This is a genomic window from Candidatus Pelagibacter bacterium nBUS_36 (assembly GCF_051201215.1).
Taxonomy (GTDB): domain Bacteria; phylum Pseudomonadota; class Alphaproteobacteria; order Pelagibacterales; family Pelagibacteraceae; genus Pelagibacter.
On sequence record NZ_CP172839.1, the window covers coordinates 844366 to 870102 of the forward strand.

Here is a 25737-nt window from a genome sequence, read left to right on the forward strand (position 1 = left end):
ATAAGCTTATGAATAAATTTTTAAAAGAATTTAAAGATAGAGGTTTCTTCTATCAATGCACAAATGAAGAAGAATTATCTAACTTAATGGATAATGAAAGAATTAAAGGATATATCGGATTTGATTGTACTGCTGAAAGCTTACATGTTGGTAGTTTATTACAAATCATGTGTCTAAGATTATTACAAAAAAATGGTCATAGACCAATTGTACTATTGGGTGGAGGTACAACTAGAATAGGTGATCCATCTGGAAAAGATAAAACAAGAAAAATTTTAAGTGAAGAAGAGATTGAAAAAAATATAAAAAATATAAAAGATATACTTAAAAAATTTTTAGATAACGATAACCCAAAAACAAAACCTATTTTTGTAAATAATTATACTTGGCTTAAAAATTTGAATTATATCTCTTTTCTTAGAGATATAGGCAAACATTTTACAATTAATAGAATGTTAACTTTTGACAGTGTGAAATTAAGATTAGATAGAGAACAATCCTTAAGTTATATGGAATTTAATTATATGATTTTACAAGCTTATGATTTTTTAGAGCTAAGTAAAAAAGAAAATTGTGTTTTACAAATTGGTGGTTCAGATCAGTGGGGGAATATTGTGAATGGCGTAGAGCTTATTAAAAGATATTCAAATAAACAAAGTTATGGTTTAACAACACCTTTAATTACTTTGGCCACAGGAGCTAAAATGGGAAAATCTGAAAATGGGGCAATTTGGTTAGATGAAAAATTTTTATCAGCTTATGATTATTGGCAATTTTGGAGAAATACAGATGATAGAGACGTTATAAAATTTTTGAAAAATTTTACTGATATGGAAATAGGAGATATTAAAAAAATTGAGAATGAAAATATCAATGATTTAAAAATACTTTTAGCTAATCAAACAACTTCAATGCTGCATGGCAAAAAAGCTGCTGAAAATTCAGAACAAGCTGCAAAAGAAGCATTTTCAGGAAATTCACTTGGATCCAACTTGCCTTCTTTTAAAATTGACTCAAAAGATATCGATGAAAAATTAAATATCATTGATCTAATACTTTTGTCTAAATTGGAAAAATCTAAAAGTGAAATAAGAAGATTAATTAAAGGTAACGCAGTAAAGATTAATGATAAAATTATATCTGATGAAAAATTAGTTGTTACAAATCAACTTTTTAATGAAAACTACCTTAAACTTTCTATTGGAAAAAAAAGACATTTAAAAATCGAATTAAATTAGTTTTTTTTAATTTTTTCAAGCGTTCTTGTAATGAATCTTGGGGTTAAAGTTTTTATAGGATTTACTGTAGTTGCTAAATTTTTTGGAGGACCTTTAATTTTAAAACTTACTCCAAATACACCTTCACCTGTTTTATCTCCAACTAAAATCTTACCCAAAAAAGGTACTGAGCCAATGGTTTTATTTAATGTAGTGGCAGGCACTAATGTTCCACGTAAACTTATAAGTTTATCTTCTTCAACATAGCCACTTATTAGTATTGAGATTGCTGGACCAATCGCATATATTTCGTCAATTGTCATTAATTCATCTTTGTTAGTAAAATTCATTTCAAATTCATCAAATCTTATTCCCTCACCTGATAAGGTATCTGCAATTCCCTGGAGTGAGGCAAGAGTTAAAAGTTTAGTTAAGGCGGGAAGCTCTTTTAACTTAAAGTTATAAATTTTAAGTTTAGATCTAGAGACATTTTCTATTTTAGATGAATAAAAATCTAGATAGCCATCTTCAAATCCTTTAATAAACTTATATTTTTTAACTATGGGTTTTGCTCTGGATGAAAATAAAGTAGTAATTTTTTCACCATTATTATTAGTATTTATAGTAAAGCTTAAATTTTTACTTTTATCAAAAAGAGCAGAAATTTCAGCTTTAACAACTTTGTTATTTTTAACTTCTAACATACCTTTAAAATCAGACACAATATCATCGTCGCCAATATAAATGTTTTTCAAATTTGAACTTAGATTTATATTATTTTTAAAAATTTTATAATCATCATTATTTTTATTTTTAAATAAATTATCAATTAATTTTTTGGCATTAAATGATGAGCCATTTACGAAATATTCATTTTTTTTCTTTCTTAAAATTAAGAATTTATTTATTTTATTTTCTTTATCTAAATAATTAAGATCCATTTTATCAAATTTAATAATTAAATTATTTTCATCTAATAAAAGGTTTTGTAATATGATTTTATTATTTTTTTCATAGATACTAATTTCTTTGAGATTAAGTTTTTTGTTTTTATCATAATTTCCTTTTAATTTTATTTGTGTTATATCTTTTTTATTTTTTTTGAAATTTAAAAAATCAATATTTAATAAAGTTTTGTCTAAATCTATTTGCGTATCAAAATTGAATTCGTTTTCTTTTTTGGAAATATAATAAGTTATTTCATCAAAATCTTTATCTAATTTAATTTTTCCTGATCCCTTAATTGAAAGATTCTTTTTATCAAAATTTATTTCAATTTTTTGATTTTTAAAATTAATTAGGTCGTTTAATTTAGGAAAAAAAGGTTTTAGAAAATCTTGATTTCTAAATTTTAGTTCACTTAGTGATATATTTGATGATAATTTAAAATCATTATTTGTATTAGTGATTGAGTATTTAATTTCATCAAATTGATTTGATAATTTGACTTTACCTGACCCTTGAGCTGTAAAATTATCTTTTTTATAACTGATCTTAATTTTGTGATCTTCAATATATATTAAATCTTTTGCCTCCAACAGATAATTATCCAAGAAAGAAAAATTTTTATATTCTGATTTATCTATCTGTATATCTGAGTTTATAACCAAATTCTTTATTTTAAACTTTTTATCAATATTAAAAGAAAAGATATTTTTAGAGATAAAATTAGTATTCAAAAAGTTTAAATATTTAAAATTTAAATTTAATAATTGAAGCAAATTATCATTAAGAATTGCATTTTGGTTTTGAATTTCACCTTCAAAAAGAAAATCTTTTTTATTTTGAGTAATCTTAAAATTATCAGAAAAAAAGTTTATTTTATTTGTTATAAAACTTAAATCTTTAAAATTTAAAACGTTATCTTTTACATCTAAATTAAAATTTATTTTTTCAAAATTATAAATATTTAAAAATTTTATTTTTCCATTTTTTAAGATACTTCTAATTTTATAATCATTTTTGATTTTTCCATTTTCATCAAAATTAAGCTCTACATCAGCAACAATTTGCCCATTTTTAATTGCACTTTCTAAAATAAATAGCTCTGGCTTGTTTGTTGTTGCTCTAATAAAAGCAACCAAATCTTTTAACAAAATAGACTTAGTTGATAAGTTTAAATTTGAAGATCTAAATTCATTTTTGAATAACGAAATTAAAGAAATTTGAGTTTCAATATACTCTAACTCTAAATTAGTCCCCTTGTATATTATGTTTGTACCAATTGTTTTTGCATTAACTTTAAAATTGAATGGATCTAAAGTTAATTTTATTTTTTTTAGTTCAATTTCTAAATTTTTGTTAGTTTTGCTAACTTTATCTTTTATTTGATTGTTAAATTTATCTGTCTCTAAACCAATGGTACTCAAATATAATATTATCAATACAATAATAGCGATTGTTAATGTGAGATATTTGGTAATTATTTTTTTCATTTTATTTGATATAAAGATTGTTCTAAAAATTCATCAAGACCACCATCTAAAACTTTATCTGGGCTTGTGCTTTCAAAATTTGTTCTGTTGTCTTTTACCAGTCTATATGGCTGCAGAACATAAGATCTTATTTGATGCCCCCATCCAATTTCTGATTTAGAGTTTTCTGTGTTTTGATTTTCTTGTTCTTTTTTTTTAACCTCATAATCATACAATCTTGCTTTTAACATATTCATGCATGTTTCCTTATTTTTATGTTGAGATCTTTCATTTTGACATTGAACTACAATTTTAGAGGGAATATGTGTTATTCTTACAGCACTATCAGTGGTATTAACGTGTTGTCCTCCCGCCCCACTGGATCGATAAGTATCTACTCTTAAGTCTTTTTCTATAATTTCAATATTTATATTTTCATCTACCACTGGGTATATCCAAATACTTGCAAAACTAGTGTGTCTTCTAGCTCCCGAGTCGAATGGAGATATCCGGACAAGCCTATGTATGCCTGACTCTTTTTTTAACCAGCCAAATACATAATCACCTTCTATCTTAATTGTAGATGATTTTATGCCAGCTTCATCACCTTTATGTTCGCTAATTAAAGCTGATTTAAAGTTTTTTTGATCAGCCCATTTTAAATACATTCTTCGTAACATGTCAGCCCAATCTTGACTTTCTGTTCCTCCAGCACCTGCATGAATTTCAATATAACAATCAAGAGAATCTGCTTCATTAGACAAGAAACATTTAATTTCATTTTTTTTAACTGATGATCTTAGACTTTTAATGTTTTGTAAAATTTCTTTTTGTACAATTTCATTTTTTTCTTCTGAGGCCAACTCTCTCAAGTCATTTAAATCTTTGAGTTTTTCAATTGATTTATTGTGAGAATTAATCAAATCCTCGTACAATTTTTTTTCTTTAATTATATTTTTAGAATTATTTTTGTTTTGCCAAAAGTTGGCATCCAACATTTTTGTATTTAATGTTTCAAGTTTTGAATAAATATTATTTTTTTCAAAGGTACTCCTTAACTCTTTGATTAATCTTTTCTATCTCTTCTTTAAAACTTAAATATTTATCATCCATCAATAAAACTTTAATATATTATTGGCATCTAATCTATTATTATTTAAATAAATAACTTTTCCATCATTAACGTTTTGTTCTTTATAAACTTCTATAATTGTATTTTTTGAGGTAAACTTTGCTTTCTGACCTGTAATTGGATCTACTACCATCATTACTGTTCCTTCAGCTACCTTAAAAGGTCTTGCTTCTGATTTTTTTACTGTTTTTTTGATAAAATCTTTAAAAATTGGTAGAGCAGTTTTTGAACCTGTTTCATACCTGCCTAGTGGAGTAGGATTGTCAGAACCCACATAAACTCCAATTAATAAATTGGATGTAAATCCAATAAACCATGTATCTGTATTTTTGTTTGTTGTGCCAGTTTTTCCAGCTACATTTAGTTTAAGATCTCTTAATTTTTTTGCAGTTCCTCTTTTTACAACTCCTTCAAGTATTGAGGTCATCTGATAAGCAGTTTGAGGTGAAAATACTTGTTTATAATCATTTTCTAAACTTGGATAATCTTGACTTAAATATGAAATTTGATCGCAATTAATACATTTTCTTTTATCATTATTAAAAACAGTTTTTCCTTCACTATCTTGTATCCTATCTATCAATATCGGATCTACAAGTTTGCCCCCATTGATAAATGCAGAATATGCAGAAGTAAGTTTCAATAAAGTTGTCTCAGCTGAACCAAGTGAAATTGACAAAAGTTCTTCAGGATCATCATAAATACCTAAATTTTTTGAGAGATTTACAATTTTTGTGAGACCTAGACTCTGTGCTATTCTTACAGTCATCAAATTTCTAGATTTTTCCAACCCAATTCTCAATGTTGATGGGCCATAAAATTTTTTACCGTAGTTTTCGGGTTTCCACATTTTTAAATCATCACCTTGATCTAGAACTAAGGGTGCGTCCAAAATAATAGAAGAAGGTGTATAATTGTTTTCTAAGGCTAAAGCATATACGAATGGTTTGAAAGCTGACCCTGGCTGCCTTAAGGCTTGTGTTGCTCTATTAAACTCACTTTTTTTAAAACTGAAACCACCACTTAAAGCTAAAACTCTTCCTGTATACGGATCCATAACAACTATTCCGCCATTAATTAAAGGTAATTGTTTTAGACTATAATTTTTACCTTTAATTTTTTTAACATAAATTATGTCACCGATATTAAATAATTTATTAAACTCTTTTTTAGTCCAAGAAATATCTTTAAATTCAATTTTACCATTTATATTTTTTTCTGTCTCAATTTCAGCTGAAAATTTATTTAATTTTCTTATTATTGCTAGCTCCCAATTAATAGAATTTTCTAAATTAAATTTTTTTAGATTATTATTCCAATCTTTAGAATATTTTTTGTTTGTTAATACTCCTCTCCATCCTTTTCTTTTATCATAAGAAATTAAACCATTTCTAAGTGATTCAGTTGCAATTTTTTGTAGTTTTAAATTAATAGGTGTATTAATATTAAATCCTTGTTTATAAACTTTGTCATAGGTAAATTTATCAATGACATTTTTTCTAACATCTTCAATATAATATTGAGCGTCTTCTAGAAAAACTTTTCTAGATTTATTTAAATTTATTTTTTCATTTAGAAGTTTTTGATATAATTTTGAGTCGATATATTTATTATCTAATAAATTTTTTAAAACTAAATTTCTTCTAAAAATAGATAGCTTAATATTTCTATAAGGATTATATTTACTTGGAGCTTTTGGAAGTGCCGCAAGTAAAGCAGCTTCTGCATAATTTAAATCCTTGATTGATTTATCAAAATATTCCAAACTAGCTGCAGCAACACCATATGCTCCACTGCCAAGATAAATTTGATTTAAATATAATTCTAAAATTCTTTCTTTAGACAGCGCTCTTTCAATTCTAAATGCTAAAATTGCTTCTTTAATTTTTCTATTAAAACTTACTTCATTGGTTAATAAAAAGTTTTTTGCTACTTGCTGGGTAATGGTTGAGGCTCCCTCAAGTCTTTTTGATGAAATAATATTAGAAATATTATTTACTACCGCCCTTAAAACACCTTTTGCATCAACACCAGGATGAGAGAAAAAATTTTTATCTTCAGAGGATAAAAATGAATTAATTACATTTTGTGGAATTGAATTATAAGGAACAAATATTCTTTTTTCTTTGGAAAAATCTGCAACTAGCTCACCGTCACCAGAATACACTTTGCTTGAAACTGGTGGTTTATAATTTTTTAAAAATTTATAATCTGGGATTTTATTAGAATATGTCCACAAAACACTAAATACTGATAAACCAATAAATAACAGGCAAGATAATGAAATAATTAATATATTTCTTATAAATTTATTCATTTTATTTCCATTATATCTTGGAATTTGTTAAAGATAAGGCAATACAATTATACAAAATTTATAAAGACTAAATTAAATGAATCAATCAATCATAATATTATGGAAAAAAATTTATACATCGATGCTTCGCATCCAAATGAAACTAGAGTTGTTCTTAAGTCAGGTGAAAATATTGAAGATTACGAATACGAAGGTTTAAAAAACAATCTAATCAAAAATAATATTTATCTTGGAAAAGTAAGCAGAATAGAGCCTTCCCTACAGGCTGCTTTTATTGATTTTGGAAGGGATAGACACGGTTTTTTATCATTTAACGATATTCAGTCAGATTATTACCAAATACCAAAAGCTGATCTAGATAAAATTAAACAAGAAGAAGAAAAAGCTAGAGAGGAACTTTCAAAAGAAATTGAGGCTAAAGAAAATGAAAATATTGCGGAAGGTAAGCTAGAAATTGATGATCCTATCGAAATTGAAAAAGAAACCACTGATGGACTAGATAACAAAGAAAATTTGGATGAAGAAAAAGAAAAAAAGAAAGAAAATAAGTTTAAATTTAAAAGATATAAGATTCAAGAAGTTATAAAACCAAATCAAGTTATACTCGTCCAAGTTATCAAAGATGAAAGAGGTCAAAAAGGTGCGGCTCTTAGTACATTCATTTCAATTGCTGGAAAATATATTGTATTAATGCCCAATACTCCAAAAGGCGGGGGAATTTCAAGAAAAATATTTAATCCAACTGATAGAAAAAAAATTCGAACTATTTTAAATGAAATTACTATTCCAAAAGAAATGGGTTTAATTGTAAGAACAGCTGGAAGTAACAAAACTAAAAATGAAATTACTAATGATTTAGATACACTGGTTAATACATGGAGCCAAATAAAAGATACTGCAATTAACTCTATAGCTCCATCATTAATTCATCAAGAAAGTGAAATTATTAAAAGAACTTTAAGAGATATGTTTGATGATAATACTCAAAATATTATTATAGAAGGAAACGAAGGATATAAAAAAGCTCAAAGCTTCATGAAAATGATTATGCCTTCAAATGTGAAAAAAATAAAAAAATATAGAGGCAAAATTCCATTATTTATTGAGCAAAATATTGAACAAAAATTAAATCAAATATTTGATTCTGAAATAAAACTAAAATCTGGAGGGTATTTAGTAATTAATCCAACAGAAGCTTTAGTTTCAATTGATATAAACTCTGGAAGCTCGATTAAAGGTAAAAATGTTGAAAGCACAGCATTAGATACAAATATTGAGGCAGCTGAGGAAATTGCTAGGCAAATTAAGGTAAGAGATTTGTCTGGTTTAATTATAATCGATTTTATTGACATGCTAAGCTATGGAAATAGAAGATTAGTTGAAAGAAAACTCAAAGAAAAATGCAGAACAGACAGGGCTCGAATTCAGATAGGAAGAATAAGTAATTTTGGTCTTTTAGAAATGTCCAGACAAAGACTAAGAGAAAGTGCGATCAAATGGAAAGTAACTCTCACACATGAATCTTTTGCTCAAAAATTACTAAAAACTGTTGAATTAAAAGCCATTATTAATAAAGCTAAATTTGTGGAATTAAGAGTTTGTGAAAAAATTTCTGATTTTTTAAAAGAAAATTTTGTTAATGATTTAACTTATTTTGAAAAAAAGAATAAAATCATAATAGATATTGTGAGTGACCCTTCACTTATAATCCCTGAATACATTATCAATGTTCAAAATAAGTCCAAAAAAACAATCGAATTAGTTGAATATTATGAAAAATTAAAAAATTTAGAATTACAAATTAAAGAAAATAAAAGTAATGGAGATAAAGATATTAAAAAATTTCACAAAAAACCATTTAAAAAGAAACCTTATTTTAAAAAGAAGTTTATCAAAAAAGCTGCTGCTATTTAATAATTCCTGATTTTGGTGAGGAGGCGTTTCCATATAAATATTTATCAATTCTTCCAGCTTGAAAAGATTGTCTTCCAGAAATTACAGCATTTTTAAATGCAAGAGCCATATCAAATGGTTTTTTTGCTTTTGCTATTGCAGTGTTAACCAAAACACCATCACAACCTAACTCCATTGCAATTGTTGCATCAGATGCTTGACCCAAACCAGCATCAATTATCAAAGGTAATTTTGTTTGTTCTCTAATAATTTTAATATTGACTTTATTTTGAATGCCTAGACCTGAACCTATGGGTGCAGCCAATGGCATAATTGCTTCTGCACCAGAGTTTTCCAATCGTTTAGCCATTAATGGGTCATCATTGCAATATACCATTACTTTAAATCCCTCTTTAGCAAGAACTTCCGTAGATTTTAAAGTTTCAATCATATCTGGGAATAAATTTTGTTTATCTCCAAGAACCTCTAACTTGACTAACTTCCAGCCTCCAATTTCTCTTGCAAGTCTTAAAGTTCTTAATGCTTCTTTTGAATTAAAGCATCCAGCAGTATTAGGTAGATATGTTATTTTCTTAGGGTCAATATAATCCATAAGAAGTGGTTTTTTTTTATCAGTGATATTTACTCTTCTTACTGCAACAGTAACTATCTCTGCTCCAGAAAGTTTAATTGCTTTTGCACACTCAGACATGCTTTTGTATTTACCGGTACCAACAATTAACCTAGAATTGAATTTTTTTTTTGCAATTAACAACTTATCACTTTTCACCTAACCACCTCCAATAAAATGAACTATTTCAATTTTATCATTTTTTTTTAAATTTATCTTACTAATTTTTTTTTTATCTATTATTTCTTGATTAAGTTCAATTGCTACTTTTTTCAAAGGAATTTTAAGATTTTTTACCAAATCTAATATAGTATAATCATTAGATATAGATTTAAGTTTACCATTTATCTTAATTTTTATTTTTTTTATTTTTTTCATCGTATATAAGTGTTGAATGAATAATAAAATTATTATTGTTAATGGTCCAAATCTTAATCTATTAGGTGAAAGAGAACAATCACAATATGGATCAACAACTTTTAAAGAATTAAAAGAAAATTGTTTGAAAAAATCAAATGAAATTGGAATTAAATTAGAGTTTACTCAATCAAACATTGAGGGTGAGCTGGTAAATTTAATTCAAGATGCTAGAAAAAAATATGATGGAATAATAATCAATGCAGCAGGTTTTACTCATACATCAGTAGCAATTAGGGATGCTCTTGATTTATTTAAAAAACCCATAATTGAACTACATATATCAAATATCTACAAAAGAGAGGAATTTAGACACAAATCTCTAATAAGTGACATAGCAACAGGTGGAATTTTTGGTTTAGGAGCAGAAGGTTATATTTTGGCCATAATTTCAATACAAAAGATCTTAAAAAATGAAAATAGATAAAAATATTATCAAAGAATTAAGTAATTATTTAGATGAGTTTAATCTAACTGAAATTGAAATAACAGAAAAAGATACTAAAATTAAAGTGTCAAAAAATAATGTTTCTGTAAATAATCAACCAGTTACCACTCCCTCTTCTATAAACGTTAAAAATGAAAATGTTTCAAGTGCAGCTAATATAAAATCTGGAATTGAAATTACTTCTCCTATTATCGGTACTGCTTATCATTCTCCAGAACCGGGTGCAAAAAAATTTGCTGAAGTAGGAAAAAAGATTAAAAAAGGTGACACCATAATGATTGTTGAAGCAATGAAAACTATGAATCATGTTCCTTCTACTGCTGACGGTGTTGTTAAAGAAATTTGTGTAGAAGACGGTCATCCTGTTGAGTTTGGTCAAACTATTATCATTCTAGAGTAAATAATGTTTAAAAAGATTTTAATTGCAAACCGTGGGGAAATTGCGGTTAGAATTATTAGAGCTTGTAAAGAATGGGGAATACGGACTGTAGCTGTCCACTCTGATGTTGATAGAGAAAGCATGCATGTGAGAATGGCTGATGAAAGTGTTTGTATTGGATCTCATCAACCTGCAAATAGTTATTTAAACATACCAAATTTAATGTCTGCAATAGACCTTACTAATGCAGATGCAGTTCATCCTGGATATGGTTTCTTGTCTGAAAATGCAAATTTTGCAAAAATTCTTGAAGATAACAAAATAAGTTTTATTGGAGCCTCATCAGAACATATCAAGATGATGGGTGATAAAATTCAAGCAAAAAAAATAGCTAAGGAGAATGGCTTACCTGTTATTGAAGGATCTGAAGGCGGTGTAACAGATATAGCTCAAGCCAAAGATCTATGTAAAATAATTGGATTTCCTGTTTTAATTAAAGCATCTGGTGGTGGTGGTGGAAAAGGTATGAAGATTGTTTATAAAGAAGATGAATTTGAAACTTTATTCTCAACTGCAAAATCAGAAGCTCAAAAATACTTTGGAAATGACGAAGTTTATATCGAAAAATTTTTTCAAAACCCAAGACATATAGAAGTTCAGATTTTAGCAGGTAAAAATAATGTTGTTCATCTTCATGAAAGGGATTGCTCAGTTCAAAGAAGGCATCAAAAATTAATTGAGGAGACACCTAGTCCAGTTCTTAACGATGAAATAAGAAAAGATTTATTTGAAAGAACTGTAAAAATGGTAGCCAAAATAGGCTATATGGGTGCAGGAACAGTAGAATTTATTTATGAAGATGGAAAGTTTTACTTTCTAGAAATGAACACAAGAGTTCAGGTTGAACACCCTGTTACAGAAATGGTTACTGGTGTGGATATTATTAAAGAACAAATTTGGATAGCATTTTCTGGAGAAACAGCACTTAAACAAAGTGATATCAACCCAAGAGGTCATGCAATCGAATGTAGAATCAATGCTGAGGATGCTAGTAAAAATTTTCAACCATCTCCTGGAACAATAAGTATGTGTCACCAACCATCTGGTTTTAGAACAAGAGTAGATGGAGCTATATTCCAAGGATATAAAGTAACACCATATTACGACAGTATGGTTTGTAAATTAATTTGCCATGGAAGAAATAGAACAGAAGCAATTCAAAGAATGAATAGGTCATTGGATGAATTTGTCATTGAAGGAATTACAACAACTATTCCACTACATAAGAAACTTTTAAATCACAAAAAATTTATCAATTCCGATTTTAATGTTAGCTGGCTTGATAAAGATACTATTGTTTAATAACAATTTACAAGCCAGACATCATAAACAGGATGATCAAATGGTGCTATTGATGGGCTTGAGGAAAACATCCAACCATTAAATACAAATACTTCATCATTATTATCATTTGTTAAGTCTTTGACTTGTATATAAGCTGTAATTTCTGGATTATCATCAAACTCTGAATTTTTACACTTTAAACTTTTTATGGATAAATCTTTAAATTTTAATAAATCTCCATTTTTTAATTTGAGTAAAATGTTTTTAGAGCTAATTTTATCAAGTATTTTTAAATCTGTATATGAACCTTCTAATTTATCTTTAGAAAACGAATTATTAACACAAGAAAAAAAAACAATAAAAATTATCAGTAATAAATTAATTTTATCTTTTCCAGCTAGAATATTTCTTTTTAATACCATCTTTATTCTTATTTGGATAATAAGCTTCTTCTGTTCCAGTTAAATTAGCTTGATGAGGTTTTTGCCAATCATACTTTTCAAATGTATGATTTTTTTCGATCTTATTACTTGTAAAATGCATCCACGAATACCATTCTACTGGAATTTTTGATGCATCAATGGTATCCGCATAAATCACCCATCTTTTTTTACTTTTGCTCTCGTAATATTTGTTACCCAGCTCATCGTTTCCAACAAACTTTCCGAAAAAAATAGTTTTTAATCTAGTGCCAAACGTATCTTGATTCCACCAAGTGAAAATTTTTTTTAAAAGTGTCAACATATAATATTTTTATTTATTCAATTAAAAATTGTATAATTTAAATTAGACTAAAATATGAATTTGTATATAAATTAAATAATTCATTATTCAAATTAAAATTTTAAATTGAGGTTAAATGGCAAAATATTTAGTTGAGACTTACTACACATGTACTTTTAAAGTTAACCATTACTTGGATGACATTAATGAAACAGAGTTAAAAAACCTGGAAAAAAGAGATGATGGAAAATTTGAAGTCTTAGATGTCAAATTAGACAATCGTAAAACCAAAAATCTTGACCCTAATAACAATAAAGTGATTGAAAATAAGAAAGTTGAGATAATTTCAGAAACGACGCAAAGCACAACTCAAAATAAAGAAAATCTAATTGCCAGTTTAAACAAAACTTCAGAAAGAAGTGGTCGTAGGTTTGGTATGCCAGATCGAAGAAAAGGTTATATTCAAAAAGCAACTATTGGAAATCATAAAGTTTATCTACATACTGGAGAATATGAGGATGGCAAGATTGGGGAAATCTTTATTGATACAAGTAAAGAAGGTGAGTTAGTTAAAGCTTTAATGAATAATTTTGCAATCGCAGTATCCCTAGGTCTTCAATATGGTGTTCCTCTAGATGAATATATCAGTGCATTTGTTGGCACGAAATTCGAACCTTCTGGAAAAGTGCATGGTAACGATCGAATATTGAGCGCAAGTTCAATATTAGATTATATTTTTAGAGAACTGGCAATTTCTTACCAAAATAGAGAAGATTTAGCACACACACCCTCTATTGGTGGCAATGATGCTAGCTCAAATGATGAGCAAACTTCTGAAGATCAAAATCAGTTATTAAAAATTGTTAAAGATATTACAAGCAAAGGCTTTGTAAGAAATAACTATAAAAAAAATCTTGTAGATCTTTCAGATGTTAAAATAAGCCTAAAAGGTAAAAAGTAGTTTTTATTTTTTTTTTATTTTTAAAGCTAGACCCAGTTCTTTTAATTGCTCATCAGTAACATCCGATGGTGCTTTCATCATTAAATCTTGAGCATTTTGGTTCATTGGAAACATAGTGACTTCTCTAATATTTTTTTCATTAGCTAACAACATTACAATTCTATCAATTCCAGGAGCAATTCCACCGTGTGGTGGAGCTCCATAACTTAATGCATTAATCATGCCACTAAATTTTTCGTCAACTTGGTTTTTATCATATCCAACAATTGAAAATAGTTTGTACATTAGTTCTGGCTTATGGTTTCTTATTGCTCCAGATGAAAGTTCTATACCATTACAAACAATATCATATTGGTAAGCTAGTATTTCTAAAGGTTTTTCTAAATCTTTATCTTTCAAATTACCTTGAGGCATTGAGAAAGGGTTATGACTAAATTCAATTTTATTAGTTGTTTCATCTTTTTCAAACATTGGATAATCAACTATCCAACAAAAGGCAAAAATATTTTCATCTATCAAATCTAAATCTTTTCCAATTTTGTCTCTTGCTAATGCAGTAATTTTCTCTAAATCAGTTTGTTTGCTGCAAGCCATAAAGATACTGTCACCTATTTCTGAGTTAGTGATTTTCATTATTTCTAACAAAGCTTCTTCAGAGAAAAATTTTCCTATTGGCCCTTTTGCTGATAACTTTTTATCTTTTTCAAATGTAAAATACGCTAAACCAGAGGCTCCTTGTTCTTTTGCCCACTTATCAATATTATCAAAAAAACTTCTAGGTTTATCTTTTGTATTCTTAGTTGAAATACATCTAACTTTAGAGCCAGATTTTACAAGTTTCTTGAAAATTTCAAATGACACATCGTCTGTTGTAAAAACCTTGGTTATATCACTTATGATCAAAGGGTTTCTTAAATCAGGTTTGTCACTTCCATATTTTAACATTGAGTCTGCATATGAGATTTTTGGAAATTGATCGTACATCAACTTTTTATTTGAAAATTTTTTAAAGGTGTTGACTAATAAAGTTTCGACAACATTAAAAACATCTTCTTGTTCAACAAAAGACATTTCTAAATCTAGTTGATAAAATTCACCTGGACTTCTATCTGCTCTAGCATCTTCGTCTCTAAAACAAGGTGCTATTTGAAAATATTTATCAAATCCAGAAACCATAATTAGTTGTTTGAATTGTTGGGGAGCTTGTGGAAGCGCATAAAATTTTCCAGGGTTTAATCTACTTGGAACAAGAAAATCTCTTGCACCTTCTGGACTAGATGAAGTTAATATTGGTGTTTGAAACTCTAAAAAACCTAATTTACTCATTTCACTTCTAATGTAAGAAATTACTTTAGATCTTAAGATTATATTTTCATGAATTTTTTTTCTTCTTAAATCCAAGAATCTATATTTTAATCTAATTTCTTCTGCATACTCTTGATCACTAAAAACTGGCATCGGTAATTCTTTGCAAGTTCCTAAAGTTTCAAATTCATCTATTGCAATTTCAATTTCACCTGTTTGAATTTCTTTATTTACTGCATCATTTGAACGATTAACAACTTTACCTTCAATTTTTATGACTGTTTCTAATTGAATCTTTTCAAGCTCTAAAAAATTCTTATTGTCTTTATCAATAATACATTGTGTAATTCCGTAATTATCACGAAGGTCAATAAACAGAAGGTTGCCGTGGTCACGTTTTTTATTAATCCATCCTGAGATAGAAATTTTTTTATCTATATCTTCTTTTCTTAATTCGTTACAATTATGAGTTCTATACTTGTTCAATTATTCTCCTAAAATTTCTTTAATAACTCTAAAGTCGATAGGCTTTTTTCTTTTTAAACTTATCTCGTCGATTTTATATATGAAATCAGATATTTTGCCATATGATCTATCAATTCTTTTTATAATGAAATCTATCAATTTTTTATCTATAGATATTTGTCGATCTGATAAATTTTTCAATATTAGTGCAAACATGAGGTCATCTTCAGGTTTTTCAATTTTTGATAAAATAAAATTTTTAGATCTAGAATTTAAATCATCTAATTCAAATAATATATTAACAATAGGTTTATTTGTAGTTACAATTAGATACTTATTATCCTGATCAATAATATTTAATAATGTAAAAAACAAAGTTTCATCAATTTCATTATTTAAATTTTCAATTACTATATTTTCATAAATTTTTATATTTTTTAAAAATTCGTTATCTATTTTAGACGCATCTATTTTAATACCTTTAAATTTCTTTAAAAAAATATTTATCAAATGCGTTTTTCCTGAAAAATTTTCTCCAATCAAATTTACAAAATTTTTTTCCCAATTTGGCCAGCTATTTAATAATCTAAATGAAAATTCGTTGCTTTTAGATACAAAAAAATCTTGATCTCTAAAATTTTGTTCTTGATCAAATTTTAAAATTAATTGATTCAAATTTTTCATTTTAGATTCCATATTTTATTTTGTGTATCAAATTCATAATTTTCATTTTTCATAATCTTTAAAAAATAATTAGGAGAACCATTAAATACGATCTTGTAAATATTTTTTTTATTATCAAATTTAAAAATATAAAAATCATATATAAGATCTATATTTGACAATATTTCTTCAAATAAAGATATTTTAAATGCATCGTTATTATCAATTGAGACAGTTAAAGATAATTTGACTGAAGTATTAATTTCATTTTTAGACTTCCAATGATTTTCATACATGGTTTTTAAGTTTTCAGTAAATTCTTCTATTTCTTTATTGTTACCTAATCTTAAATTTTGAAATTTTAAATTCTTTAAATCAATTTTGTCATTAAAATTAATTTTATTTAATACTCTAATTTCATCATCGTTTTTAAAAACAATTGTTATAATATAATTTTTTAAATCATATTTTTCAATTATTTCTTTAAAATCGTAATTTTCTAAATTTTTTGAATTGAGTTTGATTAAATTAAAATCTTCAAGATCTTCCGTGGGTAAAATATAATTTAACAAATGATAATTTTTTGTATTTGAATTCCAGCTATTAAACAAGTGACTTTCCGAAAATATCAAAATTTCATCTTTTTTTTCATCAAGAATAATTGGTATTAAAAATATATTTTTTTTAATAGGTATGGATGGGAATATATTTCTACTCTCTAATAATCTAAATATTTTTTTTTTATTAAAAGATACGTTTAATTTTAAATAATATATCTCATCCACAAACTTTTCTTCTTTAATTGAAAATGTTTCAATCATACCTTTAATTCGACTAAGTGAAATTTTTCTTAGTCTTTTTTGATCTTTGGTTTGAGTAACTAATTTGATTAATTGTTCAAATGCTTTAATAAATCCATCATCTATTATCTCATTTTTATCAAAATTCATCTCAAATGGTGTGGAAATTTCGATATCATCAATGGAAAATGTCTTGGCTTGAATATTATCTGTGGAAAAAAAAATATTTAACAACACAAGGAAGCAAAAATAAATATATAGTTTCTTGAAAGAAATAAATTTAAAATTAAATTTCATAAAACATATTAATGAATAAAAAATTATTTACCTATAAAAAAAGTGGAGTTAATATTGCTGCAGCTGATAATTTTGTGAATTTCATCTCTTCAGTTTCATCAAAAAAAAAAGGCAAAAAAAAGTTTTCTAATATTGGTGGTTTTGGTTCAATTTCAGACATTCCAAATCATGTAAAACAACCAAAAATTGTTGCTTGTACTGATGGTGTTGGTACTAAAATTGAAATTGCAAATACATTAGATAAATATGACACAATAGGAATTGATCTTGTTGCTATGAGTGTAAATGATCTGATTGTCCAAGGAGCAAAACCTCTTTTATTTTTAGATTATATATCAATTAATAAAATTAATTTAAAAAAACTTAAATCAATCATTAAAGGCATTATGATTGGCTGCAAACAATCTGAATGTGAGTTAGTTGGTGGTGAAACTGCAGAAATGCCAGGCACTTATGAAAAAAATAAATTTGATATTGCTGGTTTTGCAGTTGGTGTGGTTGGTAAAAATGAAATTTTAAATAAAGAAAAAATTAGAAATAATGATTTGATATTAGCTGTGCCATCAAGTGGTCTTCATTCAAATGGATTTTCTCTTGTGCGATATCTTCTTAATAAAAAAAAAATTAATATAAAAAAGAATAGATTTTTAAAAACCGAATTGCTTAGACCAACTAAAATTTATGTAAAAGAAGTACTTAAATTGATTGATAAGAAATTAATTAATGGATGTGCTAATATAACTGGTGGTGGTTTAGCTGATAATATTAAAAGAGTTGTACCTGATAATTTGGTTGCAGAAATCAACTTGGATAAAATTAGAACTTCTAGAATTTTTAAATGGCTAAATAAAAATGGAATATCTGAAAAAGAAATGCTTACAACGTTTAATTGTGGTGTAGGATTTTGCTTAATAATTAATCCAAAAAAATTTGAGAAAGTGAAACAATATTTTACAAAAGAATTTAAACCATATGTCATCGGAAAAATTTCCAGAGGTGGAACAAAAATTAAACTAAATGGCTCTATCAACTGGATCTAAAAGAGTAAAAACTGCTGTTTTTATATCAGGAACAGGCAGTAATCTTAAATCTCTAATAAAATTTTCAAAACTAAAAAAATCACCTATCTCTATTGAATTAATTGTTTCTAACAATCCTAAATCGAAAGGTTTACATTTTGGAAAAATTTTCAAGATTAGAAAAAAAATTTTTAATTTTAAAAAACAAACTATAACTGAAAAAGAAATACTTCTTTATTTAAAAAAAAGAAAAATAAATTTGATCTGTCTTGCAGGATTTTTGAAAATTTTATCAAAAAATTTTATTCAAAATTTTGATGGAAAAATATTAAATATTCATCCATCTCTTCTTCCGAAATATAAAGGGTTAAACACCCATAAAAGAGCGATTATAAATAAAGATGAACATTCGGGTTGTACAGTTCATTTTGTGAATTCTAAACTCGATTCAGGTAAAATTATTAATCAAAAAAAGGTTAAAATTAATAAAAGTGATACACCTCAATCACTTGCTAAAAAGGTTTTAGCTCAAGAGCACAAATTATACCCTAAAGCTATTTTAAAAATATTTAGTCTTTAAAAAAAAAATCTATTTCAATTTTAGCATTTTCAACACTATCAGACCCATGAACTGAATTTTTATCAATAGAAATTCCATATTTTTTTCTTATTGTGCCCTCTTCTGCATCTTCAGGATTTGTTGCACCCATAAGCTCTCTATTACCTAATACTGAATTTTCTTTTTCCAAAACCATAACAACAATTGGACCTGAAGATAGATAGGCGCATAGATCATTATAAAATGGCTTAGTTTCATGAACTTTATAAAATTTTTCAGCTTCAGACTTTTCTATTTGTATTTTCTTTTCTTTAACAATTGAAAAACCTTTGTTTCTAAACATTTCTTTGATTTCATTATCTAGATTTCTTTCGACAGCATCTGGCTTTATAATTGATAATGTTTGCTCAATATTACTCATAATCATCCTCTATTAGTTTGTTTAATAATCTTACTCCATAACTCGTTGCTCCACCTGAGTTTAAAGCCCCACCGTATTTTGAAAATGCCATACCAGCTATATCTAAGTGTGCCCAAGGTGTTTTGTTTAAAATAAACCTTTGCAAAAACTGTGCTGCTGTTGTTGATCCTGCGCCACCAACATAATTAATGTTCTGCATGTCTGCATTTTTTGAATTTATTAACTTGTCAAAATTTTTATGTAAAGGCATTCTCCATAATTTTTCCTCCACTTTATCACCTGCTTCCAATAATTGTTTTGACAACTTATCATCGTTTGAAAATAAACCAGCATATTCAGAGCCTAAAGAAACTATGATAGCTCCAGTTAAGGTTGCTAAATCAACTATAAATTTAGGTTTAAATTTTTTTTCAGTGAAAGTTAAAGCATCAGCTAAAACTAATCTACCTTCAGCATCTGTATTTAATATTTCTATTGTTTTGCCACTATAAGATTTTACTATGTCACCTGGTCTTTGAGCGTTTCCACTAACCATATTTTCTACAAGTCCTACAACACCTACTACATTAATTTTTGCTTTTCTTATGGCTAAATTTTTCATTAAACCAACAACTGTAGCAGAGCCAGCCATATCGTAAGTCATATCTTCCATAAATTTTGCCGGCTTTAATGAGTAACCACCAGTATCAAAACAAACTCCTTTTCCAACAAAAGCTAGAGGCTTAGAATTATTTTTTGCTCCATTCCATTCTATGGTAACCAGATAGGATCCTCGAATACTTCCCTGTCCTACGCCAAGTAAAGCATTCATGCCAAGTTTTTTTAACTTTTTTTCATCATATATGTTTATTTTCAATCCAAATTTTTTAAGTGAGTTAATTCTTTTTGCATATTCATCTGGATGCAGGATGTTTCCTGGTTCCGAAACAAGGTCTCTTGCAAAAAAACTTCCTTCTTCTATTGCTTTAAATCTTAAACGATCATGAGTAGATATTTTGTTTTTATTTCCTATAACATTTATAGAGATAGGTTTTTTATTTTTTTTTGATTTGTAAATATTAAACTCATAAGATTTTAATTTTAGTCCATGTAGAAAATAACCTACAAAATTTTTTATCTTACTATGAATTGTATCTGAGTTTACAAAATATTCTTTTTTCTTTTCATAATTAATATAACCATGAAATTTAGCTCCTAAATTTTCTATATCTGATATTTTTATATCTTTCTTAATAGAGACTAAAAATACTTTTTTTTTTGAATTAATTTCAAAAGAAAGTAAATCTTTTTTTAAATCACTATTTTTTAATAAATCTGAAATATATAAAAATTCATTATTTGAAATGAATCTTTTTAAACTATTAATATTATAGTTTTCTTCAACAAATAAGACCAGATTGGTCAGATTTTTTTTTAAATTATTATTATTATAATTAATTTGAATTGACATATAAATTTTAAATACACTCTACGTGAGATGAATGCTATATAGGAATAAAATTATCATATTTCAATGAAAAAAATACTTTTTAACAAATTATTAACAGATTGTTTGATATTTTTTTTTATTGCTCTTTTTTTTACTTCAATAATTATATGGATTTTTCAAGCTGTAAATTACTTAGACATTATGATTGAGGATGGTAGGGATCACCTGGTTTATCTTAAATTTACTATTCTTATTTTTCCTAAAATAGTCAGCAAAATATTACCTTTTATATTTTTTTTGAGCTTTATTTACGTCATAACTAAATATGAACTTAATAATGAATTGGTTATTTTTTGGAATTTTGGAGTTAACAAAATTGTAGTTGTAAATTATTTTTTTAAATTTTCTATTATACTGGCTATATTTCAAATTTTTTTAAACTCAGTAGTGGTTCCAGCTTCACAAGATCAAGCCAGATCATACTTAAGAACATCAAATATTAATTTTTTAGAAAATTTTATAAAACCAAAAAAATTTAACGATACGGTAAAAGACTTAACAATTTATAGCGACTCTAAAGATGAAAATGGTAGTTTTACAAATATTTATATTAAAAAAGGAAGAGGATTTAGCGATTTTCAAACAACCTATGCAAAAAAAGGTAATTTTAAAACCATTGGAAATAAAAAAATCTTTGAGCTGTATAATGGTGAAACAATAAGTGTTGTAAAAGGTAAGATAACAAATTTTAAATTTTTAAAATCAAATTTTAGTTTAAATAATTTAAAAACAAATACAATTACTCACCGAAAAACTCAAGAAGTCTCAACATTAAACTTAATTTTATGTTTTAAAAATATCTATAAAAGAAAATCAATTGATTTAAGTAAAGAGCTAAAAATAGAAAATTGTAGAACAGAAAATATTAACAACATCATAAAAGAGTTTCATAAAAGAATGATTGTTCCTTTATATATTCCAGTATTAATGCTTTTAACTTTACTGCTAATAATTGAGTCAAAAGAGAACATTAATTATCTTAAGTTTAGATTGGTCATATTTCTTATTGGTGTATTAATAATTATTATTTCTGAAATGACGCTAAGGTTTGTTAATGATAATCTAATCAACAATTTAGGTCTTTTATTTATACCATTTGCACTAATAGCAATTCTATATTTAATTTTTACATACAAATATAATCTAATAAATAGATATTAATGAAAACTTATACAAAATTTTTAGTTTCTATTTTTTTAAATTCAATATTTAATGTTTTTTTGATAATGTTTAGTTTAATTTTTATTCTAAATTTATTAACAGAATTGGAATTTTTTAAAGAAATCCCAGTTTCAATATATTATCCTATTTACTTTTCTTTTCTAAATACACCGTCATTTATTTTTGACGTTTTTCCATTTGTTTTTTTATTATCAACTCAGTTTTTTTTTATTAATCTATTTAACAATGATCAAATCGATATACTTAAATACTCAGGCTTAAAAAATTCAAAAATTCTATCAATTGTCAATATCACTGCTTTTTTTTTGGGAGTTTTAATTATATTTTTTTTTTACAATTTATCTTCGAATGTTAAAAGTCTCTATCTTGAGTTAAAAACTAATTATACCAAGGATGATAAATATTTAGCTGTTATTACGAATAATGGTCTGTGGATCAAAGACTCTATAAACTCAAAGATATTAATGATTAATGCGGCAAAAATAGATCAAAATTTTTTACTAGACACTTATATTTCAGAATTTAATCAAAATTTCGAAATAGTTAGAAATATAAAAAGTAAAAAAATTGATATCTCAAAAAATGAATGGTTGATTTATAACGCTGAAATCTTTGAGCAAAATTATAAAAAAGATGAGAAAATATACAAATTAAATACAAATTTTAATTACAATATAATTCAAAACTTATTTTCTAATTTGTCTTCATTATCGTTTTTAGATCTTTGGGATATGAGAAATAATTACAAAAAATTAAATTATTCACTCACTGATGTTGATCTTCAATTAATGAAACTAATAACTTACCCAATATATTTAGTTTTAATGACTATGCTATCAAGTATCATAATGTTAAATACAAAAAAATTCGGAAATAAGTATGCAAAAATTGTATTAGGATTATTTTGTTCTGTGGTTATTTATTATATAAGTAACTTTTTCTATGTGCTAGGATCCACCGAGAAAATTAATTTGGTAGGATCTGTAATCATTCCATTACTAATTTTATCTTTAATAAATATTTATTTTGTGAGAAATATTAATGCTAAATAAGACAGTCATATCTATTTTTATTATCATAATAAATACTTTTCTTTGTTTTAATATATCTGCTGATGAGCAATTTACTTTTGATGTTACTGAATTAGAAATTTCTGATAATGGAAATATAATTAGAGGTTTTAATAGAGGTAAGATTTTATCAGATAGTGGATTAGAAATTGAGGCAGACACATTTAGTTATAATAAAATTACAAATATTTTAAATGTAAGTGGTAACGTTAAAGCTGAAGATAAAATTTCAAATTTTATTATCAATTCTAAAGACATAATTTATTTAATAAATAAAAATGAAATTATTTCTAAGAATGGCTCAAAAATTATAGATAGTACTGGAAGAACAATTAGTGCTGATAAAATCTTGTACAATACCATAAAGAATACTTTTAATGCCAATGGAAATGTAAGAATTGAAGATGAGATTGAAAATTTTATTATTAAGGCTCAGAATATAACTTATTTAAAGAATCAAAATATAATTAAATCCAAGGGTAAAACAAATTTTTTAGTAGGCTCTAGATTTGACATAAAGTCTAAAGATATTGAAATTTCAAATTCAAACAAAATCATAAGTTCTAGAAAAAGTGCAATTATTAAAGATAATAAATACAAAACTCTTTACGAACTTAGCAGGTTCAATATTGATATTGCTAATGAAATATTAAAAGGTGAAAATATTATAGTTAACACAAATTTTGATATACCACTCAATGATAAATTTTATTTTAAAAGTGGTGTATTCGATTTGAAAAAACAAAGTTTTGCTACACAAAATATTGATTTAAGATTCAGAAAAGACTTGCTTGGTAACAAAGAAAATGACCCAAGAATCAAAGGTGTTTCTTCTACTAGAAAAAATGGTGTCACCACATTCAATAAAGGGATATTTACTAGCTGTAAGATAAACGACAATTGTCCGCCCTGGTCAATACAAGCAAAAAAAATAGAATATGACGAAAACAAAAAACAAATAAATTATGAAAATGCTTTGGTAAAAATTTACGACGTACCTGTTTTTTACTTTCCAAAATTTTTTCACCCAGGTCCAACAGTTAAAAGACAATCAGGACTTTTGTCACCTAGAATGAATAATTCACAGACTCTTGGATCTTCAATTCAAATTCCATATTACATAGCTTTATCAGAAAATAAAGATTTCACATTTACACCCACTATATTTGATAAAAATATTTATAAATTTCAAAATGAATATAGGCAAAAAAATAAATATTCATCTTTTATAGCAGATTTTAGTTATACTGAAGGATATCAATCAATAAAAAGTAAAGATAAAAATTCAATTACTCATTTATTTGCAAAATATGATACTAAATTAAATTTTGATAAATTTACTGATAGTGATTTTAACATATCAATTCAAAAAGTAAGCAATGATACATATTTAAAAGTTTTTGATCAAGATATTGTAGAGTCAAAAATTAAACCTCAAAATTTTGATGTATTAGAATCAGAAATAAAACTAAAATTAAATCATGAAAAATATGAATTAGAAACAGGATTTATTTCTTATGAAGATTTACAAAAAACAAATAATGATCGATATGAACTAGTTTTGCCTTATTATAATTTTTCTAAAGGACTAACATCTGATCAAAGCATAGGATTGCTAAATTTTACATCACTAGGTGACAATACTTTAAAAGATACAAATACTTTGAGGTCTAGAATAATAAATGATTTAGATTTTAAAAGTTTAGATTTTATAAATGAAAAAGGTATAAAGAGTAATGTAAATTTCCAAATAAAGAATTTGATTTCTTCTTACAAAAATTACGATGAATATCGATCAAATTTAAATAGTAAATTAATGGGCATCATAGAACTTCAGACAAGCTATCCACTGATTAAAACAAGCAAACAATTTATAAACTATTTTGATCCAAAAATTTCATTACGTGTTAATCCATCAACCATGACAAATTCTTCAGACGAGGAAAGGACAATAAATAATAACAATATTTTTGATATAAATAGATTGGGATTAATAGACACATTAGAGTCTGGTAACAACTTAACTTTAGGAATAGAATTTAAAAAAGAAAAATTAAATGATAATAGCAAGTACTTCGAATTAAAACTTGGAACAGTGTTAAGAACTGAAGACAATAATAACATACCTACAAATAGTGCCATCACTCAAGAAAGATCAAATATTTTTGGTAACATTATAAATAATCTAAATGAAAATATTAATTTAGATTATGAGTTTTCTATTAATAATGATTTGGACAAAATTAACTACCACTCATTAAGTACGGAATTTTCAAAAAATGAATTTAAAACAAGATTTAATTTTATCGAAGAAAATGGAGTAGTGGGAAATACAAACATTATTGAAAATAAGACAAGTTATAATTTTGATAAAAGTAATTCCTTAATTTTTGAAACAAGACAAAACAGAGAATTAGATATGGCTGAATATTATAATTTAATTTATGAATACAAGAATGATTGTTTAGTTGCAGGCATTAAATACAATAAAACTTACTATAGCGACAGAGATCTTCGACCATCTGAAGAACTAATGTTTAAACTAACACTTATTCCAATAACATCAGGTGAACAAACTATATCAAAATAAA

The 25737-nt window shown here is 26.0% G+C and carries 23 protein-coding genes; 11 read left to right on the forward strand and 12 right to left on the reverse strand.

Annotation, left to right across the window (positions count from 1 at the left end; all coding sequences use genetic code 11):
- The first annotated feature begins 8 nt into the window (after positions 1-8).
- On the forward strand, positions 9-1238 hold the full coding sequence (gene tyrS, locus ACIJYI_RS04640) for a tyrosine--tRNA ligase (RefSeq protein WP_435113189.1): 1230 nt from the start codon (positions 9-11) through the stop codon (positions 1236-1238).
- Here tyrS and ACIJYI_RS04645 read toward each other — a convergent pair.
- From ACIJYI_RS04645 to ACIJYI_RS04655, 3 genes are read right to left on the reverse strand one after another with little or no spacing between them, the layout of a single operon-like run.
- A complete protein-coding gene (locus ACIJYI_RS04645; protein ID WP_435113191.1) occupies positions 1235-3652 on the reverse strand; it encodes a hypothetical protein in 2418 nt (805 codons plus the stop codon). The two genes, tyrS and ACIJYI_RS04645, sit on opposite strands and share 4 nt — an antisense overlap.
- A complete protein-coding gene (gene prfB, locus ACIJYI_RS04650; protein ID WP_435114753.1) occupies positions 3649-4698 on the reverse strand; it encodes a peptide chain release factor 2 in 1050 nt (349 codons plus the stop codon). Before prfB ends, ACIJYI_RS04645 begins: the two co-directional genes overlap by 4 nt.
- A 45-nt stretch (positions 4699-4743) precedes the next feature.
- The gene (locus ACIJYI_RS04655; protein ID WP_435113193.1) at positions 4744-7080 is read right to left on the reverse strand and encodes a penicillin-binding protein 1A; all 2337 of its coding nucleotides are present in this window, start codon (positions 7078-7080) and stop codon (positions 4744-4746) included.
- Positions 7081-7179: 99 nt separating this feature from the next.
- On the opposite strand from ACIJYI_RS04655, the gene ACIJYI_RS04660 reads away from it, so the two are divergent.
- The gene (locus ACIJYI_RS04660) at positions 7180-8994 is read left to right on the forward strand and encodes an Rne/Rng family ribonuclease (RefSeq protein WP_435113195.1); all 1815 of its coding nucleotides are present in this window, start codon (positions 7180-7182) and stop codon (positions 8992-8994) included.
- Here ACIJYI_RS04660 and ACIJYI_RS04665 read toward each other — a convergent pair.
- Together ACIJYI_RS04665 and thiS are read right to left on the reverse strand one after the other, a co-directional pair.
- Positions 8987-9763 (reverse strand): thiazole synthase, encoded by a 777-nt coding sequence (locus ACIJYI_RS04665; protein ID WP_435113197.1) that lies wholly within the window; start codon positions 9761-9763, stop codon positions 8987-8989. The genes ACIJYI_RS04660 and ACIJYI_RS04665 overlap by 8 nt on opposite strands.
- Positions 9764-9982 carry a sulfur carrier protein ThiS gene (thiS, locus tag ACIJYI_RS04670; protein WP_435113199.1) on the reverse strand — a complete coding sequence of 73 codons (219 nt, stop codon included), beginning with the start codon at positions 9980-9982 and terminating at the stop codon, positions 9764-9766.
- A 16-nt stretch (positions 9983-9998) separates the two neighbouring features.
- Between thiS and aroQ the strand changes: the two genes are divergently transcribed.
- The 3 genes from aroQ to accC are packed head-to-tail and all read left to right on the forward strand — an operon-like array spanning position 9999 to position 12210.
- On the forward strand, positions 9999-10448 hold the full coding sequence (aroQ, locus tag ACIJYI_RS04675) for a type II 3-dehydroquinate dehydratase (RefSeq protein WP_435113201.1): 450 nt from the start codon (positions 9999-10001) through the stop codon (positions 10446-10448).
- Positions 10435-10869: an acetyl-CoA carboxylase biotin carboxyl carrier protein gene (locus tag ACIJYI_RS04680; RefSeq protein ID WP_435113203.1), complete on the forward strand. Its 435-nt coding sequence runs from the start codon at positions 10435-10437 to the stop codon at positions 10867-10869. The genes aroQ and ACIJYI_RS04680 overlap by 14 nt, the downstream gene beginning before the upstream one ends.
- A gap of 3 nt (positions 10870-10872) precedes the next feature.
- The gene (gene accC, locus ACIJYI_RS04685; RefSeq protein WP_435113205.1) at positions 10873-12210 is read left to right on the forward strand and encodes an acetyl-CoA carboxylase biotin carboxylase subunit; all 1338 of its coding nucleotides are present in this window, start codon (positions 10873-10875) and stop codon (positions 12208-12210) included.
- Here accC and ACIJYI_RS04690 read toward each other — a convergent pair.
- Both ACIJYI_RS04690 and ACIJYI_RS04695 read right to left on the reverse strand, forming a co-directional pair.
- Positions 12207-12614, reverse strand: a complete 408-nt coding sequence (locus tag ACIJYI_RS04690) for a DUF2155 domain-containing protein (protein ID WP_435113207.1) — start codon at positions 12612-12614, stop codon at positions 12207-12209. The two genes, accC and ACIJYI_RS04690, sit on opposite strands and share 4 nt — an antisense overlap.
- A complete protein-coding gene (locus tag ACIJYI_RS04695; RefSeq protein WP_435113209.1) occupies positions 12577-12936 on the reverse strand; it encodes an NADH-ubiquinone oxidoreductase subunit NDUFA12 family protein in 360 nt (119 codons plus the stop codon). Before ACIJYI_RS04695 ends, ACIJYI_RS04690 begins: the two co-directional genes overlap by 38 nt.
- A gap of 115 nt (positions 12937-13051) precedes the next feature.
- On the opposite strand from ACIJYI_RS04695, the gene ACIJYI_RS04700 reads away from it, so the two are divergent.
- A complete protein-coding gene (locus ACIJYI_RS04700; protein ID WP_435113211.1) occupies positions 13052-13876 on the forward strand; it encodes a ribonucleotide reductase in 825 nt (274 codons plus the stop codon).
- A gap of 3 nt (positions 13877-13879) precedes the next feature.
- On the opposite strand, the gene aspS is transcribed toward ACIJYI_RS04700, so the two are convergent.
- Genes aspS through ACIJYI_RS04715 form a run of 3 tightly spaced genes read right to left on the reverse strand, consistent with a single transcriptional unit; the run spans position 13880 to position 17346 of the window.
- Positions 13880-15667, reverse strand: coding sequence for an aspartate--tRNA ligase (aspS, locus tag ACIJYI_RS04705; protein ID WP_435113213.1), 1788 nt, complete (start codon positions 15665-15667; stop codon positions 13880-13882).
- Positions 15668-16330, reverse strand: a complete 663-nt coding sequence (locus ACIJYI_RS04710) for a DNA replication protein (protein ID WP_435113214.1) — start codon at positions 16328-16330, stop codon at positions 15668-15670.
- Complete coding sequence (locus ACIJYI_RS04715) at positions 16327-17346, reverse strand: DUF2066 domain-containing protein (protein ID WP_435113216.1); 1020 nt, start codon at positions 17344-17346, stop codon at positions 16327-16329. The genes ACIJYI_RS04710 and ACIJYI_RS04715 overlap by 4 nt, the downstream gene beginning before the upstream one ends.
- Positions 17347-17417: 71 nt before the next feature.
- Here ACIJYI_RS04715 and purM point away from each other — a divergent pair, with 71 nt between their 5' ends.
- A complete protein-coding gene (gene purM, locus ACIJYI_RS04720; protein WP_435113217.1) occupies positions 17418-18446 on the forward strand; it encodes a phosphoribosylformylglycinamidine cyclo-ligase in 1029 nt (342 codons plus the stop codon).
- Positions 18424-19005, forward strand: coding sequence for a phosphoribosylglycinamide formyltransferase (gene purN / locus ACIJYI_RS04725; RefSeq protein WP_435113219.1), 582 nt, complete (start codon positions 18424-18426; stop codon positions 19003-19005). Before purM ends, purN begins: the two co-directional genes overlap by 23 nt.
- Here the strand turns inward: purN and ndk are convergent.
- On the reverse strand, positions 18995-19405 hold the full coding sequence (gene ndk, locus ACIJYI_RS04730) for a nucleoside-diphosphate kinase (protein ID WP_435113221.1): 411 nt from the start codon (positions 19403-19405) through the stop codon (positions 18995-18997). The genes purN and ndk overlap by 11 nt on opposite strands.
- Entirely contained in the window at positions 19398-20855 is a 1458-nt protein-coding gene (locus ACIJYI_RS04735; protein WP_435113223.1) for a leucyl aminopeptidase, read from the reverse strand. The genes ndk and ACIJYI_RS04735 overlap by 8 nt, the downstream gene beginning before the upstream one ends.
- A gap of 63 nt (positions 20856-20918) precedes the next feature.
- On the opposite strand from ACIJYI_RS04735, the gene ACIJYI_RS04740 reads away from it, so the two are divergent.
- Genes ACIJYI_RS04740 through ACIJYI_RS04750 form a run of 3 tightly spaced genes read left to right on the forward strand, consistent with a single transcriptional unit; the run spans position 20919 to position 25736 of the window.
- The gene (locus ACIJYI_RS04740; protein WP_435113224.1) at positions 20919-22055 is read left to right on the forward strand and encodes an LptF/LptG family permease; all 1137 of its coding nucleotides are present in this window, start codon (positions 20919-20921) and stop codon (positions 22053-22055) included.
- Positions 22055-23128 carry an LptF/LptG family permease gene (locus tag ACIJYI_RS04745; RefSeq protein ID WP_435113226.1) on the forward strand — a complete coding sequence of 358 codons (1074 nt, stop codon included), beginning with the start codon at positions 22055-22057 and terminating at the stop codon, positions 23126-23128. The genes ACIJYI_RS04740 and ACIJYI_RS04745 overlap by 1 nt, the downstream gene beginning before the upstream one ends.
- Positions 23118-25736, forward strand: a complete 2619-nt coding sequence (locus ACIJYI_RS04750; RefSeq protein ID WP_435113227.1) for an LPS-assembly protein LptD — start codon at positions 23118-23120, stop codon at positions 25734-25736. Before ACIJYI_RS04745 ends, ACIJYI_RS04750 begins: the two co-directional genes overlap by 11 nt.
- The last annotated feature ends 1 nt before the right edge of the window (position 25737 follow it).